This is a genomic window from Nocardiopsis lucentensis DSM 44048 (genome assembly GCF_000341125.1).
Taxonomy (GTDB): Bacteria; Actinomycetota; Actinomycetes; order Streptosporangiales; family Streptosporangiaceae; genus Nocardiopsis; species Nocardiopsis lucentensis.
This window is the reverse complement of the sequence record NZ_ANBC01000798.1, coordinates 1-16,382: the sequence shown is the minus strand read 5'-3', so window position 1 is coordinate 16,382 and position 16,382 is coordinate 1. Positions and strand designations below refer to the sequence as shown.

15 protein-coding genes, 3 tRNA genes and 1 pseudogene (1 of these 19 running past the window's edge) are annotated in these 16,382 nt (G+C 71.4%); 6 read left to right on the top strand and 13 right to left on the bottom strand.

Features of this window, described 5'->3' with window-relative positions; genetic code table 11:
- From D471_RS36630 to D471_RS36625, 3 genes and pseudogenes are all read right to left on the bottom strand, one after another.
- On the bottom strand, positions 1 to 811 hold the 5' portion of the coding sequence (locus D471_RS36630; protein WP_017601682.1) for an iron chelate uptake ABC transporter family permease subunit. It extends 32 nt beyond the left edge of the window; 811 of the gene's 843 nt are visible here — the first part of the coding sequence; its start codon is at positions 809 to 811; its stop codon lies beyond the left edge, outside the window.
- Between the two features lie 13 nt (positions 812 to 824).
- Positions 825 to 1,868, bottom strand: coding sequence for an iron-siderophore ABC transporter substrate-binding protein (locus D471_RS0127960; protein WP_017601681.1), 1,044 nt, complete (start codon positions 1,866 to 1,868; stop codon positions 825 to 827).
- Between the two features lie 207 nt (positions 1,869 to 2,075).
- Positions 2,076 to 2,652 (bottom strand): annotated as a pseudogene (locus tag D471_RS36625) (TetR/AcrR family transcriptional regulator).
- 100 nt (positions 2,653 to 2,752) lie between these two features.
- Between D471_RS36625 and D471_RS0127950 the strand changes: the two are divergent.
- Positions 2,753 to 3,331 carry a dihydrofolate reductase family protein gene (locus tag D471_RS0127950; RefSeq protein WP_017601679.1) on the top strand — a complete coding sequence of 193 codons (579 nt, stop codon included), beginning with the start codon at positions 2,753 to 2,755 and terminating at the stop codon, positions 3,329 to 3,331.
- A gap of 80 nt (positions 3,332 to 3,411) precedes the next feature.
- Here D471_RS0127950 and D471_RS37925 read toward each other — a convergent pair whose 3' ends face one another.
- Both D471_RS37925 and D471_RS0127940 read right to left on the bottom strand, forming a co-directional pair.
- Positions 3,412 to 4,011: a hypothetical protein gene (locus D471_RS37925; RefSeq protein WP_017601678.1), complete on the bottom strand. Its 600-nt coding sequence runs from the start codon at positions 4,009 to 4,011 to the stop codon at positions 3,412 to 3,414.
- Positions 4,012 to 4,198: 187 nt separating this feature from the next.
- Positions 4,199 to 4,861: a TetR/AcrR family transcriptional regulator gene (locus D471_RS0127940; protein ID WP_017601677.1), complete on the bottom strand. Its 663-nt coding sequence runs from the start codon at positions 4,859 to 4,861 to the stop codon at positions 4,199 to 4,201.
- A gap of 364 nt (positions 4,862 to 5,225) precedes the next feature.
- Here D471_RS0127940 and D471_RS0127935 point away from each other — a divergent pair, with 364 nt between their 5' ends.
- Positions 5,226 to 6,530: a lipase family protein gene (locus D471_RS0127935; RefSeq protein WP_017601676.1), complete on the top strand. Its 1,305-nt coding sequence runs from the start codon at positions 5,226 to 5,228 to the stop codon at positions 6,528 to 6,530.
- 176 nt (positions 6,531 to 6,706) lie between these two features.
- On the opposite strand, the gene D471_RS0127930 is transcribed toward D471_RS0127935, so the two are convergent.
- The 4 genes from D471_RS0127930 to D471_RS0127915 form a co-directional block, all read right to left on the bottom strand.
- Positions 6,707 to 6,780, bottom strand: a tRNA-Phe gene (locus D471_RS0127930).
- 28 nt (positions 6,781 to 6,808) lie between these two features.
- Positions 6,809 to 6,883: transfer RNA gene (locus tag D471_RS0127925), tRNA-Asp, on the bottom strand.
- Positions 6,884 to 6,973: 90 nt separating this feature from the next.
- Positions 6,974 to 7,046, bottom strand: a tRNA-Glu gene (locus tag D471_RS0127920).
- An 88-nt stretch (positions 7,047 to 7,134) separates the two neighbouring features.
- A complete protein-coding gene (locus tag D471_RS0127915; RefSeq protein ID WP_040691638.1) occupies positions 7,135 to 8,655 on the bottom strand; it encodes a metallophosphoesterase family protein in 1,521 nt (506 codons plus the stop codon).
- 104 nt (positions 8,656 to 8,759) lie between these two features.
- Here D471_RS0127915 and D471_RS0127910 point away from each other — a divergent pair, with 104 nt between their 5' ends.
- The 3 genes from D471_RS0127910 to D471_RS0127900 all read left to right on the top strand — a co-directional run bounded on the left by D471_RS0127910 (position 8,760) and on the right by D471_RS0127900 (position 11,343).
- Complete coding sequence (locus tag D471_RS0127910) at positions 8,760 to 9,110, top strand: metallopeptidase family protein (RefSeq protein ID WP_026128142.1); 351 nt, start codon at positions 8,760 to 8,762, stop codon at positions 9,108 to 9,110.
- A gap of 311 nt (positions 9,111 to 9,421) precedes the next feature.
- Positions 9,422 to 10,726, top strand: a complete 1,305-nt coding sequence (locus D471_RS0127905) for an MFS transporter (protein WP_026128141.1) — start codon at positions 9,422 to 9,424, stop codon at positions 10,724 to 10,726.
- Positions 10,727 to 10,899: 173 nt separating this feature from the next.
- Positions 10,900 to 11,343: a PaaI family thioesterase gene (locus tag D471_RS0127900; protein WP_017601672.1), complete on the top strand. Its 444-nt coding sequence runs from the start codon at positions 10,900 to 10,902 to the stop codon at positions 11,341 to 11,343.
- Between the two features lie 15 nt (positions 11,344 to 11,358).
- Here the strand turns inward: D471_RS0127900 and D471_RS0127895 are convergent, their stop codons facing one another.
- Positions 11,359 to 12,135, bottom strand: coding sequence for an SGNH/GDSL hydrolase family protein (locus D471_RS0127895; protein WP_017601671.1), 777 nt, complete (start codon positions 12,133 to 12,135; stop codon positions 11,359 to 11,361).
- A gap of 5 nt (positions 12,136 to 12,140) precedes the next feature.
- Positions 12,141 to 12,734: a PadR family transcriptional regulator gene (locus D471_RS0127890; protein ID WP_017601670.1), complete on the bottom strand. Its 594-nt coding sequence runs from the start codon at positions 12,732 to 12,734 to the stop codon at positions 12,141 to 12,143.
- A gap of 105 nt (positions 12,735 to 12,839) precedes the next feature.
- Here D471_RS0127890 and D471_RS0127885 point away from each other — a divergent pair, with 105 nt between their 5' ends.
- Positions 12,840 to 13,232: a nuclear transport factor 2 family protein gene (locus D471_RS0127885; protein ID WP_017601669.1), complete on the top strand. Its 393-nt coding sequence runs from the start codon at positions 12,840 to 12,842 to the stop codon at positions 13,230 to 13,232.
- 34 nt (positions 13,233 to 13,266) lie between these two features.
- On the opposite strand, the gene D471_RS0127880 is transcribed toward D471_RS0127885, so the two are convergent.
- Together D471_RS0127880 and D471_RS0127875 are read right to left on the bottom strand one after the other, a co-directional pair.
- Positions 13,267 to 13,458, bottom strand: coding sequence for a hypothetical protein (locus D471_RS0127880; RefSeq protein ID WP_017601668.1), 192 nt, complete (start codon positions 13,456 to 13,458; stop codon positions 13,267 to 13,269).
- A 281-nt stretch (positions 13,459 to 13,739) separates the two neighbouring features.
- Positions 13,740 to 16,382, bottom strand: a 2,643-nt coding sequence (locus tag D471_RS0127875; RefSeq protein WP_017601667.1) for a carboxyl transferase domain-containing protein, incomplete at its 5' end; no start/stop codon positions are given.

The following is a 16,382-nucleotide window of genomic DNA, read 5'->3' as shown; positions in this document are numbered from 1 at the left end:
CGCCCGCCGTGGCGGCGCCGCACAGCGCGATGATCGCGACGGCGGCCAGGCCCCGGGTCCGGGCGAGGTTCTGTCCCAGACCGCGCGCCACGTCCTCCCCGAGAGCGAGACCGTTGAGGGCCCGGCCCAGGCCCAGGGCGACGGTCGCCCCCGCCATGACGAACGGCGCGGTGCGCAGGAACACGGACAGGTCGCGCGAGGCCAGTGCGCCCACCTGCCAGAACCGCATCTGGTCCAGGGTGGACTGGTCGACGAGGAGGACGGCCGTGACGATCGAGGTCAACGCCGCCGTGACGGCCGCCCCCGCCAGGGCGAGCTTGACCGGGGTGGCCCCCTCGCGGCCCAGGCTCGACACCCCGTACACGACCGTCGCCGCCAGGGCGGCGCCCGCGAAGGCGAACCAGACGTACCCGCCCGGCGAGGTCACGCCGAGGAGGCTGATCGCCGCCACCACGCACAGCGAGGCCCCCGCGTTGATCCCGAGCAGTCCGGGGTCGGCGAGGGGGTTACGGGTCAGTCCCTGCATGACGGCACCCGCCATGCCCAGGGCGGCGCCCGCCGCGAGTCCGACGAGGGTGCGCGGCACCCGGCGGTCGACGACGATCAGGTGTTCCGGGTCGGACAGGTCGGTGTCGAGCAGGGCGTCGGCGACGACGTGGAGCGGCAGGGGGTTGGCCCCCACCGCGAGGCTGCACGCCGCGGCGACCGCGAGCCCCGCGCCCAGCAGGACGAAGCCCAGCGGGGCGCGGAACCGCCCGCGTGGTCGAACGGCGGGGGCGGCTCCCGCGCCGCCCCCGGTCGTGGTGGTCATGCCGGTGTCCGCGCTACTCGACGTTCTCGGCCGCGGCGGCGAGCTCCGGCACGTACCGGTCGAGCATCCACGGGATGGACAGGACGGTCGGGGCGCTGCTGGCCATCACGAAGTCCTCACCGACGATGGGGGCGAAGCGGCCCTCCCGGACGGCCGGCATCGCGGCGACGAGCGGGTCGGAGGTGAACTCCTCCAGTGCGGCCTCGTCCGCGAAGTACATGACCAGGACGTCGGTCTCGATCTCCTGGAGGTTCTCGTAGGAGACCTGGAAGAAGAACGAGTCGTCGGGGTCCGCGTCCAGCTCGGTCACACTGGCGCCGGGCTCCATGCCGAGGTCCGTGAGCATCTCGACGCGGGGGTCGTACTCCCGGTAGACGTTGAGCACGTCCGCCTCGTTCGCGGCGGCGTAGAAGAAGGTGGTGCCCTCCAGGACGGGGTGCTCGGCGGCGAGCGCGCCGACCTGCTCCTGAGTCTGCGCCAGCAGGTCGTCGGCCTCCTCCTCCATACCGAGCGCCCGACCCACGATGTCGACCTGCTCCTGCCACGTGGTGGCCCAGGGCTGGTCGGGGTAGGCGACGGTGGGGGCGATCTCGGAGAGGCGGTCGAAGTCCTCCTGGGTGATCCCGGAGTTGGGGGCGAGGATCACGTCGGGGCGGGCCTCGACGATCTCCTCCAGGGGCGGGGCGTCGGCGTGCGCTCCGGTGAGGATGGTGGGGGCCTCGCCGCCGAGCTCGGCGATCCGCTCGGCGTCCCAGGGGAAGATCCCGTTCTCGTCGCCCCCGTAGTCGTTGCGGGGCATGGCGACCGGCATGACGTCGAGGGCGAGGACGACGTCCTGGGCGGACCAGCCCCAGGTGACGACGCGTTCGGGCTGCTCGGGGATGACCGTCTCGCCGAGGGCGCTGTCGATGGTGACGGGGAAGGCTCCGTCACCGCCGCCGTCACCGCCCGTGGCGGCGTCCTCGGTGTCGCCGCCGGAGCAGGCGGTCAGGAACGCGGTGAGGGCGAGCCCCGCGGCGGCGTACCGTGCGGGTCTGGGCAGGCGTACTGCGGGCATGCGAAAGGGCTCCTCAACATGGGCGTGGCCGAACCTCCGCCGGCCGTCGACGGCATGGCGAGAGCTGGTTAGGCAAGGCTAACAAAACCCTTGACCCACCTTGACTGCGCCCCCGGGTCCGCGAGCATGTCCCCGCAGGTGGGGGCGGGGTCACCGTTGGTAGCGGGAGAGGAGCCCGGCGGCGGCCGGCTGGGGGCGCCGCCCCCGTCAGGCGGAGCCGTCGGACCCGGGGACGACGCGCTCGACCGCCGCGTCCACCAGCGCGCGGGCACGTTCCTCGGAGATGACGTCGGGCAGGGTCAGCCGCTCCAGGATGAGCCAGTTCAGCGCCAGGTAGAGGAGGGTGACGGACGTCTCGCCTCCGGGGAAGCCGGCGCGGGTGTGGAAGTCGATGTTGGCGTCGAGGTCCGCGCGGACCCGCTCGGTGAGCAGACGGCGCAGCTCCGGGCGGCGCGCGGCCTCCAGTCGCAGTTCGATCTGGGCGAGGAAGCCGGAGCGGAAGTCGCTGACGCGCCCCACGACGTCGTGCATGAGCTGGGCGACCCGGGCGCGGTCGCGCGGCCCCTCCTGGGCGAGGGCGACNGGCCCCCAGCCGCTCGTAGAAGCGGTGGCCGACCTGGGTGAACAGGTCGTCACGGTTGTCGAAGTAGTTGGAGGCGGTGCCGACCGGGACGCCCGCCTCCTGATCCACGGCGCGGAAGGTCAGGCCGCGTGCGCCCTCGCGGGCGAGCACCTCGATGGCGGCGTCGAGCAGGGCGGCCCGGCGTTCGGGGTTCTTGCGCATGGGTGTCCTTCTCCGTCCGGATTGACATCACTTCAAGCGTAGTACTACATTCAAGCCACTCCACATGAAGTACTACGTACAGAGTGAAAAGAGGTCGTGTATGCGCAAGCTCGTCTACTACGTCGGAATGTCCGTGGACGGCTACATCGCGGGCCCCGCAGACCGGGTCGACGACTTTCCGGTGACCCAGGACGTGGTCGACCTCATCGTCGAGGAGTACCCGGACACCCTGCCGACCCACGTCCGCGCGCAGCTGGGCGTGGACGTCCCGAACCCGAACTTCGCCGTCGTCGTCCAAGGCCGGGCGACCTACGAGGCCGCCCTGAAGGTCGGGATCACCAGCCCGTACACCCACCTGCGGCAGTACGTGGTGTCGGAGAGCCTCGGGCGGAGCGAGGACCCCGCGGTGGAGGTCATCGCCGCGGACGTGGTGGAACGGATCCGGGAGCTGAAGGCCGAGGAGTCCGGAGCGGGAGGTGACATCTACCTGGCGGGAGGGGGGCGCCTGGCGGGCACCCTGCTCCCGGAGATCGACTCGCTCGTCGTCAAGCTCTACCCGGTCGTGTTGGGCACCGGCGTCCCGCTGTTCCGAGCCGGCTTCTCGCCGACCCACTTCACGCTCAGAGGCACCCGCCCCCTGGAGAACGGCGTGGTCGCCTTGACCTATGACAGGCGGTGAGCGGTGGCCGCGGTGCGCGTACGGCCACAGGATCCCGGGCGGTGGCCGTACGCGCCGACACGACGGTCACGGGACCGGTGTCAGCCGTTGACGACACCCGCGAGCGCGGACGCGTACTGCTCCTTCGTCGGGACGGTGTACAGACGGCCCAGCGACCCCTGGTAGACCACCGCGACCGGGCAGGAGTCGTCCTCGCCGACCAGTTCGACGGGGTCGCCGACCTTCTCACCGGTCCGCGCCTCGTACACCTGGACCTCCACGGTCGCCCTGTGCAGCGGGACGGACTCCGAATCGAAGTCGCAGCCGCCGACCCGCTCACCCACGTCGATGTCCTCGGTGCACGCGACGAGCTGGATCTGCCCGGGGTCGTCCGAGCGGAACGGCTCCCCGGCCTCGTCCTCGTAGAAGTGCAGGTCGGTCCGGCCGGCGTCGGAGTGGCGCTCCCCGCCGAACACGACGATGGGGTGCGGCCCCGGGCCGGGGGTGTACTCGGCGGCCCCGGGGATCTCGCGGCCCCCGCACAGGGTCCCGTAGTCGTCCATCTCCCGGGCGAACTCGTGGATGGGGTTGTTCCACCACCGGACGACACAGCCGACCGGGAGGACGACGAGCACCAGTAACAGCGCCAGGCACCCGAACGTCCGCCTGACCGGACCCCATGCGCCGTTCCGCTCGTTCATCGGCTTCCTCTTCTCAGGTCTGGACCGCCGTGCGGCGGATCTCCGCGGTGACGACACCGGGCGCGCTGATCGGCACGTCGTGTCCGGAGCGCTCGGCGATGACGTGGCGACCGCCGGGGGAGGCGGCCGCCCAACGGATCGGGACCCCGCGCGGGCCCGCGCCCCGCTCCCCGGGAATCGCGCCCCCTCACCACCGGTCCCCCGCCGCGGACAGCTCCGCCACGATCTCGCCTACGGGGCGGCCCGGCGGCGCCACCGACACCAGTCCCCGGATCTGGGCGATCAGGAGCAGGCGGGAGAACTCCTTGGGCGTCACCGCGGGGAGCCCGGAGTGCGCCTGGCCGAGACGGGCGTGGTCGGCGATCATCGTGGTGACCGCGTCCCGTTCGCGCTCGTACCCGGCCGGGTCCGCGTCCGCCGACTGGCGCTCCTCGGCCACCGCCGACCAGGTCACCAGGGAGGCGACCGCGCCGGACAGGACAACCGCCGCGTCCGCTGAGTACCCGCGCCGCTCCAGGGCCGCGACCTCGTCGAGGAGCAGCCGGACGCCCGCCTCACCGCGCGGGAACAGCACCTGGACGTATGAGGCCAACCCGGGGTGGGACAGCAGGAACGACCTCAGCTGCCCGCCGAAGGACACCAGGTGCCGCTCAATGTCCTCCTCCGGGTCGTCTCTGAGCGTGAGCTCGGCCAGGAAGCTCTCTCCGACCAGCCGTTCCAGCTCCCAACGGCCCTCGATGTGCCGGTACAGCGCCGTCGCCGACACCCCGATCCGGGCCGCGACCGCGTTCACGCCCAGGTTCCGCATCCCGAGCTCACGGCCCGCCCGGACGATCCGCTCGGTCGACACGACAGCCGCCCGACCGCCGCGCCGACGCCCGCCCGAATCCATGGAGGCATCCCTTCCCCAGCAAAGTTAGTGGCATTAACTTAGAGTTCGCGACACCCAGGCGTCAAGAGCGCCAAGAAGTGGCCCGACCGCGCCCAACAGCCCACGTGACCACTAAGGGCGATGACTCAACTCCACAGAGTCATTTCCCAACCAGTGGAACCACCGATGCGCGGAAGGGACCATCCGCACCAGGATGATGCGCACCACCGCGAACGGCGCCCGAACCGTGACAGGGACGCCCCGGTGAAGTCGTGCCGTCCAGAAACCGGGCACGGCGTCGTCCCCAGGCGCGAAACCCCCAAGGGAACCAGGAGTCACATCCGTGTCCAGAACACCGCGCGCCCGGCGGTCCCGCCTCACCACGGCGACCGCCGCCGCGTGCACGGCGGCCGCACTGACCGCCGCCACCGCACTGTGGAACCACGAGGGATCCGTCGCCGAGGCCGGACCGGTCTCGGCCACCGGTGCCCTCGGCACCTGGGGAGAGATCGACCAGCCGGAGGAGGGCACCGCCGTCGAGGAGGACTTCTTCCAGCCTCCCGACCCGCTACCCGCGGGCGAACCCGGCGACGTCATCCGCGCCGAGCCCGCCGACGCGTTCACCGACGCGCTACGCATCGGCCGCTTCCCGGCCGACGTGTGGCGGGTGATGTACTTGTCCACCGACGGGCTCGGCGAGCCGATGGCGGTCACCGCCACCGTCATGGTGCCGACCGCGCCGTGGAAGGGCGAGGGCGAACGGCCCCTGCTCGCCTACGCCATCGGCACCCACGGCATCGGCGACCAGTGCGCCCCGGCGAACGGGCTGGAACAGGGCCTGGAGTACGAGGCCTCCCTCATGGAGCGGTTCGTCGACGACGGATACGCGTTGGTCGTCACCGACTACGAGGGCTTCGGCACCCCGGGCGACCACACCTTCATGGTCGGCCGCTCCCAGGGCCCGGCCGTGCTCGACTCGCTGCGCGCCGCCACCCGGCTCGACGAAGCCGGAATCCCCGCCGACTCCCCGATGGGCGTCAACGGCTTCTCCCAAGGCGGCGGGTCCGCCGTGTGGGCGGCCCAGCTCCACCCTGAGTACGCGCCGGAGCTACCGCTGGTCGGCGTCGCCGCCGGCGCCGTGCCCTCCGACCTGAACCAGGTCGCCGGGTTCCTGGACGGCGGCTCCTACTTCTCGCTCGTGGGCCTCGCGGCGATCGGCTTCAGCTCCGCCTACCCCGAGCTGCCGCTGGAGGAGAGGATGACCGAGGAGGGGGTGGAGCTGATGGACACCCTGCGCGGCTCCTGCACCGTGGACGCCATCCCCCACGGGATGTTCAGGAGCATGGACGGCATCACCACCTCCGAACTGCTGAACAGTCCCGAGTGGCAGGCGCGCCTGGCCGAGAACCTGCCCGGGGAGACGGCCCCGACCGTACCGCTGTTCATGTACCACTCGGCCCTGGACGACGCGATCCCGATCGGCCAGGCCGAGGAACTGCGCGACACCTACTGCGCCGCCGGCGCGAACGTGCGGTGGCGCAGGACCTACTCCGGCTCGCACGTCATGAGCCTGTTCCTCGACTACGACGGGGCCCACGACTGGATGGCCGACCGGTTCACCGGTGAGCCGGCGAACAGCACCTGCTGACGCGGGGACCGAGGGGCGCCGGGACACCATGTGCACCCGGCGCCCCGCCGCTTCCCAGCGGTGGTTCCCTCCCGGGAAGCCGGGGGACGCGCTCGGCTGACCCGGTTGCTGTCACGTCGCCGTCAAAAAACGCCCGGGACCTGTGGTCTCCGGGCGTCGTCCCTGTTCGGGATGGGTGGCTAGGGGCGGGGTCGAACCGCCGACCTTCCGCTTTTCAGGCGGACGCTCGTACCAACTGAGCTACCTAGCCATGCGCGCCGATCTCTCGGCTGCGTCTGCGGTCCTGACGGGATTTGAACCCGCGGCCTCCACCTTGACAGGGTGGCGAGCACTCCTAACTGCTCCACAGGACCTCGTTCGGTTGTCACGCCGGGCCAAAAACCCCCGGCGCGTCGCTGCGGTATTCATTCTGCCAGATGTCCGGCAGTGCTCTGACCGCTTCGTACCCCCAACGGGATTCGAACCCGCGCTACCGCCTTGAAAGGGCGGCGTCCTAGGCCGCTAGACGATGGGGGCCCGTGTGACAGGTCAAGCATAGGGGAGATTCCCACCAACTCCAAAGTGATTCGACCGGCCTTCGCGGACATCCCTCACCTGCGGGGACTCACCCCTCAGACGGACTCACCGACGCGTCCGCGTCTGCGCCCGACTCCCGGCCCGACTCCCCCACCGGCCGGTCGGGATCGGGTTCGATGTGCCGTTCGACCTGCGCGGACGTCAAGCCGATCCCCCCGAGATCGATGTCGTCGCGCGCCTGAAGCCGCCCCGTCTCCGCGTCCAGGTACAGCACCGACGCCTGGTACGGGATCGGCCGACCGGCGGCGTGATCAAGACCACCCAGGCCGGCGCCACCCGTGGAACCCTGCACCAGGAACCGTGTGCCCTCGGCGCCGAGGCGCGTGGACCGCTGGTGTTCGTCCCCCGTGAGGACGAGCGGCACCACCCCGTCGAACGCCTCCGCCTGCGTGCGCGTGTGCAGCACGGCCACATCCACCTCGTCGCCGGAGTCGGCCACCGCCGCCGCCTGTTCCTCGCCCGTCTCGGCGACCTCCCGAGCGCTCGGGTTGAGCCGGGTCGCGTCCGGGGTGAACCGCGGGTCCCCCGCCCCGTAGAGGGTCAGGCCCGCCACCTCCCGGACGTCCCCGTCAAGCACCACGGCGTTCGGCTGCGCCGCCACCGCCCGCTGGGTGCCCATGGAGTCATGCCGTCCGCGCACCCACACGTAGGGCACCTCCAGGTCGGCGATCTCGTCCGCGAAGGCGTCCTCCGCCGCGCTCCCCCGGTCGGTCAGGTCGCCGGAGTCCACGATCACGTCGACCCCGTACTGGTCCGCGAGGGTGGCGATGATGGCCCACGACGCCGGGTTGAGGTGAATGTCGGACACGTGCAGCACACGGATGACCGACTCGTCCTCCTCGTACACGGGCAGGGTCGAGGTCGCCTCGTAGAGCCTCGACACGTTGCCCACGAGTCCGGCGAGCTGCTCCTGGTACTGCGTGAACCTGTTCACGACGGCCTCGGCGCTGCCCACCACCTGCGGCGCCCCCGCGATGAGTCCCGTGTACCGGGGTTCGGCGATCGCGCTCGGGTTGAACGTGGCCGCGGCGGCCGCCCCGGACGCCGCGAGCACCGCCAGTGACGTGGCCACGCTGCCCAAGGCCCGCCACACGTTCCGGAACAGCACCAACCCCGTCACCAGCGCGCCCAGCCCGGCGGCCAGCAGACACCGGACCAGCAGCGCGGTCACCCCGGCGCGCAGGTCCTCGCCGATACCCGCGGCCATGCGGTTGATGGACTCGGGGTCGGCGAACATCTCCTCGGCCGCGGACAGCCGAATGTCGGAGATCGTCGCCTCCAGCCGCAGCGGGGCCCGGTGGGTGTCGAAGGCCAGCTGCCCGAAGGGGGCGACGTCGACGACCGTCTCACCGTGCCACTGGGGCACCAGACTGAACGTGACGTCGGCAGGGCCGATCGGGGTGACGACCTGCCCTCCGAGGGCCAACCCCAGCCACCCGCCGATGAGCCCCGCGACGACGACGCACGCCCAACGCCACGTGCGTCCGGCTCGCACGCGTTCCAAGGCTCTCCGGTAGTCGTACGCGCGGATCGCTCCCCAAGAAACCACTCCCCCATGATGCCGCCACCGCGGACCGTTCCCAATGTTTCCTCCCGTCCAGAGTGTTATGTCTCCTCCGGTTCCCTTCCGGCCCCCCGCGGCCAGGCAGCACAATGACTGGTGTGGTGGAACTGACGCGCGCGCAATTCGAGGAACTGGTCGCGGACGCCCTGGACGAGATCCCCCCTCACCTGGCGCGACTCATGGACAACGTGGTGATCACGGTCGAGGACGAGTCGCCGGACGGCCTGCTCGGACTGTACGAGGGCGTTCCGCTGACCGAGCGGGGCGACACCTACTTCGGGGTGCTGCCGGACCAGATCTTCATCTACCGGCGCGACATCTGCGCGATCTGCGAGACCCCGGAGCAGGTCGTGGAGGAGGTCCGCATCACCGTCGTCCACGAGGTCGCCCACCATTTCGGCATCGACGACGACCGGCTCGGCGACCTCGGCTGGGCCTGAACGCTCCCGACACAGAGCACCCAAGGGAACTAAGACCCTTTTCGTTACCTTAAGCACCCAATTCGTGACTCTGGGGCGACCTGGAATTCCAGGTCGCCCCAGAGCCCCGCACACCTGCCCCGGACTGCGGCAACGATACGTCGAGACCGCTTCGCGGTATGGGTGATCACACAAAAAAACCTAACCCAGAGCAACGAATCAGACACGAAATCCCCAAAGCGGCTTGCGTGAAGCCCCTCACGTCGGGAACGGTTGGTCATCGGGACGCGACACAGCGTGAATTCAACCCTGTAAAAACGAGGGAGTGCCGGGTGTCAAATCCGAGCCTCGACAAATCGCCTGATGACGGGGACCACGAACCCCCCAGCCCCCCGAACGAGACCTGGCGAAGCAGCTACCGCGAGGTCATGAGGATCGGCGAGTTCCGTTCCATCTGGCTTGCCCACGCCCTCTCGATGATCGGCACCAACGTGCTGAACATCGCCACCAGCATCCTCGTCTACCAGCTCACCGGGTCCGCGTTCGCGACCGGAGTCACGCTCGCGGTCACCTTCCTGCCTCCGTTCATCGCCGGCCCCCTGCTGTCCGGGCTCGCCGACCTCTTCCCCCGCCGCCAGGTCATGGTGGTGTGCGACCTGGTCCGCGCCCTGGTCGTCCTCCTCATCGCCGTCCCGGGGATGCCGGTCTGGGCGATCTGGGCGCTGCTGTTCTGCTCGGTCCTGCCGTCGATCCCGTTCGCCGCCGCCCGCGCGGCGCTCATGACCGAGATCGTCCAGGGGGAGCGCTATGTGGCCAGCACGGCCATCATCCAGCTCACCTCTCAGGTCGGGATGCTGATCGGCCTCGTCGCGGGCGGTGTCGTCGTCGGGGTCATCGGCCCGCACATCGCCGTGGCCGCCAACGGCGCCGTCTTCGTCCTGTCCGCGCTCATCGTGCTGGCCGGCGTCCGCGCCCGTCCCGCGGCCCGCTCCGGGGAGGAGGACCGGCCGGGCTTCCTCGCGATGACCCGGGACGGCGCCAAGCTCGTCTTCGGCGACTCCCGTCTGCGCACCCTCGCCCTGCTCGCCTGGCTCGCCGGCCTGTACTCGATCCCGTACGGCCTCGCCAAACCGATGGCCACCGAGATCGGCGCGGGGGACGCGGCGACCGGGTTCATCATGGCGGGCTCCTCGGTCGGTGCGCTGATCGGCGGCCTCGTCCTCACCCGGCTGATCCCACCGCCCACCCGGATGCGACTGCTCGGCCCCCTGGCGGTGCTCACCTCCGTGCCGCTGCTCCTGTGGTTGGTCGACCCGCCACTGTGGCTGATGGTCACCGCCCTCGCCCTGGTGGGGGTCGCCGGCTCCTACCAGTTCGTCGCCAACGCGGCGTTCGTCCTGTGCGTGCCCAAGGAGGGCCGGGCCCTGGCCTTCGGACTGGTCGCGGCCGGGCTACAGGTCGCCCAGGGCGTGGGCATCCTCGTCGCCGGGTTCTTCGCGGAGTTCGTCAGCACCGGGACCGTCATCGTGGTGGCCGGCGCGCTGGGGATCGCGGCCGCCGCCCTCCTCTCGATCCCGTGGTCCCGGGCCGCCGGTCCCACGATCGAGCGGATGAACGAGACCGAGCGGACCGCCTAGGGCCCGGTTTCCCGGAGCGGTCTCCGCGGGGGGTCGCCGTTCGGGTGGCGGCACAGGGCCGCTCCGTCCGTCCGGTGGTGGGCCAGGCTGGCTAACTCGCGAGTAACTTAGCCCTTGACAGCCGGGTCCCGCACGCAGGAGGGTCGGTGCGGCGGTGACGAGACCCACAGGACATGGGGTGCGGTGTGAGCGGTGGTCTGGACCTGACGGTGGCGCAGAAGGTGCTGGAGGCCCAGCCCTTCAGTGTGCTGCTCGGAGCCCGTCTGACGGCCTTCGGCGAGGAGGGCGCGACGCTGGAACTGGACATCCGAAACGACCTGCGCCAGCAGCACGGATTCGTGCACGGCGGGGTGCTGAGCTACGCGGCCGACAACGCGCTCACGTTCGCGGCGGGCGCGGCGGTCGGCGCGCAGGTCGTGACCGCCGGTTTCACCATCGACTACCTGCGCCCCGCCCGGGGCGACCTGCTGCGCGCCCGCGCGCGGATCGTCCGGGCCGGCCGCACCCGCGTCGTGTGCCGTTGCGACCTTTCCACGGTGGACGCCGACGGAGTGGAGACCCCGTGCGCCGTGGCGCAGGGAACGGTCTCGGTGTTGGAGGGCCCGAACGAGGCCTGACGGCCGGAGCCCCCCTCACGCCCCTGCCGTGCGGACCGGTTCCAACCGGGGGCGCTTCGCGGCGCGGCCGTCACCCGACGAACGCCCGCGCAGGCGGCGTGCCAGCCAGGGGCCGAGGAACACGGCGGCCCAGACCAGCTCGGTTCCGGCGCGGCGCCAGGGCGGCACGGGCGCGAGTGGGGGCAGGGGATCGGACCAGGAGGCGTCCGCGCCCGGAACGCCGAGCGTGTGGGCGACCGCCGCCGCGATACGGGCGTGCCCCAACGGTGTGGCGTGGATGCGGTCGGCGCTCCACAGCCGGGGATCCGTGGTCACCGGGTACGGGAACGTGTCGACCAGCACCGCGCCGTGGCGGCGGGCCATGGCGCGGATCCGGTCGTTGAGGTCCAGCACACGCGGGCGCAGCCGCCCCGCCAACGGGGCGATCCGGGCGATGTCGGGGAAGGTGAAGGTCACCGTGGTCGCCCCGGAGGCGGTGAACGCGGCCAGCATCGCCTCCAGGTCGGCGGCCACGGTATCCGCGTCGTACCCTGGTCGGACCAGGTCGTTCATACCGGCCATCACGGTCACCAGGTCGGGGGCGAGGGCGAGCGCCGGAGCCAACTGCTCAGCGCGGATCCGCCCGGCCAGCCGCCCGCGCACGGCGAGGTTGGCGTAGGCGAACTCGGGCTCGTGGGCGGCGAGCGTCCCGGCGAGCCGATCGGCCCAGCCTCGGTAACCGGTGGTCTCGTCACCGTCGTTGAGGCCCTCGGTCTGGCTGTCGCCCACCGCGACGTAGCGCAGGTATCCCACCGGCCTCAGCCCCGACCCGAACCGGACCCGGCGCCGGTGTCGGTCCGCGCCGCGCGGCGGTCGAGCACGGCCAGGACGCGCTCGCCCCAGCGCACGTTCTCCCGCTCGAACGCCAGGCCCGCCATGAGGGTCAGGTAGGGGCCGACCCGCTCGGCGTGGACGAGGTACTCCTCCTCGCCGCGCCCCTCCAGGAGCCGCTCACGCAGCCGTTCGTAGCGGGCGATCTTCGCGCGCGCCCACCCGATCCGCTCCGCGACCGAGCCCCGGACCGCCTCGACGTCGCCGGCGTCCACCGCCTGCACCTGGACCAGGAGGTCCTCGCGCATCGCGCCCGGCTTCGGCGGCGTGGCGGTGAACGCGCGCAGGGCCCGGCGTCCGGTGTCGGTGAGGGAGAACAGGCGCTTGTTCGGGCGCTTCTCCTGGTGCACGACGCGTGCCCGGACCAGGCCCTCGGCCTCCATGCGGTCCAGTTCCCGGTAGAGCTGCTGGGGCGTGGCCATCCAGAAGTTGGCCACCGAGGCGTCGAAGCCCTTGGCCAGGTCGTATCCGGACGCCTCACCCTCCAGAAGTGCGGCCATCACCGCGTCACGCAACGCCATGAGGCCGAGTTAACCAAGTTGATCAGTCAATTTCAAGACTGGACAACTATGTGAGTACAACCTAGTGTCCAACACACCTACTCAACAAATTGCCCAGGAGGGCACATGCGTGAGTTCCGCGCGGCGGTCGACGCCAGGGACATGGCCGCGGTCGAGGCGCTGCTCGCCGAGGACGTCGTGTTCACCAGTCCGGTGGTCTTTCGGCCCTACCCGGGCAAGGCGATCACCGCGGCGATCCTGCGCGGGGTCCTGCGGGTCTTCGAGGACTTCCGCTACCTGCGGGAGTACGAGGGGGCCGACGGCCGCGACCACGCGCTCATGTTCGAGGCGACGGTGAACGGCCGCCAGGTCCAGGGCTGCGACTTCCTGCGCGTCGGCGAGGACGGCCTGATCGAGGAACTCACCGTCATGGTGCGGCCGCTGTCCGCGGCCAACGCGCTCGCCGAGGCCATGGGCGCGCAGTTCGAGCGGATCCGGCGGGAGGCCGCGGGGTCCTGAGCCCCACGGGCGCCGAGAAGCCGGGCCACGCGCTCTAGCAGCGACCGAACCACTCGGCCAGCCCGGAGCCGAGCAGAGCCACGGCCGCCGTGCCGAAGGCCAGCCCCACACCCACCCTGAACACCGTGGGAGGAGGGCCGTCCGCGTTCCGTGCCGCGAGGAGCTGGATGATCCCCGCGAAGACGATCAGGAACCAGCCGACGACGGACGACAGGTCGCAGATCACGGTGCTCCCGGGGGGTCGGCGGCGCGGCCGGGCCCGCAGGGAACCACGGGCCCCGGGTACGGGCGCTCCCACCGTAGTCCTCCGCGACCGCGGCGCGAAGGGGAGGGCGCCGCTCCGCCCGGGGACGGCCCCGTGGCGCGGAAGGCCCCCGGCGGGAACCGGCCACCGCGGTCGGTGACCGGCCCGCCGGGGGCCGCACCCCGGGCTCCGTTCATGGAATGGTCGCCCGGGGAGGTTCCGTCCGGGCCGAAGCGAGGCGGCGGGCCCGGAACGGACACCGCCTAACGCTGGTGCGCCTCCAGGGCCCCGATGATGCGCGGGCGCAGCTCGGCGGCGCTGATGACGGCGTCCACGGAACCCACCTCGACCGCACGGTGGATGTCGTGCACGCGGTCGAACTCCGCGGCCACCTCGCCGAGCTTCTCCGAGCGGACGGACACGCGCAGCTCGTCGAGTTCGGCGGTCAGCGCGGCCCGGTCGGTGCCGGAGGCGGCCGCGACGCGGGCCTCCAAGTCCCGCACCCTCGGGTCGGCCGCGGTACGGGCGTTGACCTCACCGGAGAACACCACCGCGGCGGCGGGTGCGCCGCCGAGCACCGAGGCGAACGAACCCTCCAGCGCGAGCACGGTCATGTTCGGATTCAGCGCCTTCGAGAACACCACGAACGCGCCTCCGTGGTACCGCGAGATCACGCAGAACACGATGGGCCCGCGGAAGTTCACGATCGCGCGGCCGATCTCCGCGCCGTACTCCAGCTGGAGCTCGCGCATCGACTCCGGCGAACCGTCGAAGCCCGACAGGTTCGCCAGCACCACGAGCGGCCGGTTGCCGCTGGCGGCGTTGATCGCCCGGGCGGCCTTCTTCGACGACTTCGGGAACAACGTGCCCGCGGTGTAGGCGTCCGGACCGTCGGTGCGCGGGAAACCGCGCCGCTGGACCGACCGCGACTCGATACCGAGCAGGCACACCGGCATGCCTCCGAGGTGCACGTCCTGCACCACCGCGGTGTCCGCGTCGGCCATGCCCGCCCAGCGCTCCAGCACCGCGTGGTCCTGGTCGGAGAGCGCCCGCATGACCGTCCGGATGTCGAACGGCTTCTTGCGGTCCGGGTTGGCCGCGGAGGAGAAGATCTCGCCGACGGTGGTGAAGTCGCTGCCTTCCACCGTGTGCGGGAAGTCGGACACGTCGCGGTCGACGGGGTCGGTGGTCCTCGTCCGCCGCGGCCGCTCCTCGCCCGGTACGACGTAGGAGTGGTCGTAGTGCGACATCAGAACGTCCCGCGCGGCGGTCAGGTTCGGCGCCCAGTACTGCGCCTGCCCGTTCGGACCCATGACCCGGTCGTAGCCGCCGATGCCGAAGTTGTCCTCGGCGGACACACCTCCGGAGAAGTCGAGCGACTGCTTGCCGGTGAGCACCATCGCCGAGTCCGGCGTCATGACCAGGATGCCCTTGGTGTGCATGAGCATCGTCGCCTCGGCGTTCCAGTACGGCTGGGCGCCGACGTTGATGCCCGCGACGACGACGTTGATCTCCCCGCCGTCCTGGGTGAACTCGACGATCCGCTTGAGCGCCGCGGCCACCCAGTCCATGTTCTCCGTGCCGGACTCCATGGAGATCCGCGCACCGGCCGACAGCGCGTACCACTCCAGCGGGACCCGCATCCGCTCGGCCAGGTCCAGCGCCGCGATCACCCGGCGGCACTCCGGCTCCGACAGCGCGCCGAGCGACTTCGTCGGGTCGCCGAGCAGGACCACCCGGCGGACGCCCTCGGGGTGCCGCTCGGTCGGCGTGGTCACCACACCCGCGACGATCGCGGCGGAGTTGCGCCCCCTGGGCCGGTCGACGGGCACGAGCGCGTGGTCGTCGTCGAGGTCGTGCTCCACGAACTCACCGAGCAGGCCGGTCAGCTCGTAGGGGTAGACCGTGTTGCGGCTGCTCGCGCGCAGCACCTTCTGGCGGTAGTCGTCGACCGGCTCGACCGGCTCGTTCGACGGCTCACCGATGGTCAGCTCGGTGCCCCCGGCGGCGTCGGAGGAGATGCGGATGGCGACCTTGGTCAGTTCCCCGGTCTCCGGGTCGCGCTGGCGCGCGATGAACAGGATCTCCTCCAGCCCGGCGCCCTCGGTCGTCGGCCGCACGCGCCCGGCGATCGTCTCCAGCTCCTCGCGGGTGATCTCGCTCGGCGGCCAGACGTAGATCACGATCCGGTTGGTGTTGAAGCGCTGCCGCGACGGGCGCCGCGACCGCTCCCGACGGATCGAGTCGAGGCAGGCGGCGACGGTGTCCTCGGCCGTCGGCAGCGCGACGAGCCTGCCGTCCTGCTCACGCAGCTCGGTCAGGTCGCGCACCTGGGCGAACGCGACGAGGCGGTCGTCCGACGGGTTCTCCCGCGCCACGCACTGGAAGAGGTAGACCTCCTCGTCCGACGACGGCAGGCGGGTGAGGTCGAACTTGCTGAGGCGCTCCATCTGCATCCGCTGCGCGATGTACGGGTGCAGGCCGCGGATCAGCCGGTCCTCGGTCATCCCGGTCGGCGAAGGACGGAACGTGAAGTGGTGGTGCATCACCGCGCCGTCTCGTCCGGCGACGGTCGTGGTCAGCCTGCGGACCCGGTCCGGCAGCGGGTGCACCCTGAGGACGTCCTGCAACGCGGCGGCCATCGCGTCGAAGTCCTCCGGCTGCTTCTCCCAGGCGAGGTAGATGTCGGCGTCGATGTCGTCCTCGCCGTTCGCCAGCTCCGCGAGCCCGCGCAGCGCGCTTCCCAGCGCGTCGAAACCCACCGCGGAGGAGACCACGCGCGAACCGGCGCGGTCGGCGACCACGAACGTGCAGCCCGCGACCTCGGCGGTGCGGACGCCGGTGAGGCCCTTGTTGCCGTAGTAGCGCCGGGTCAGGACCTCCAGCATGACGGAGTTGTCCAGGTC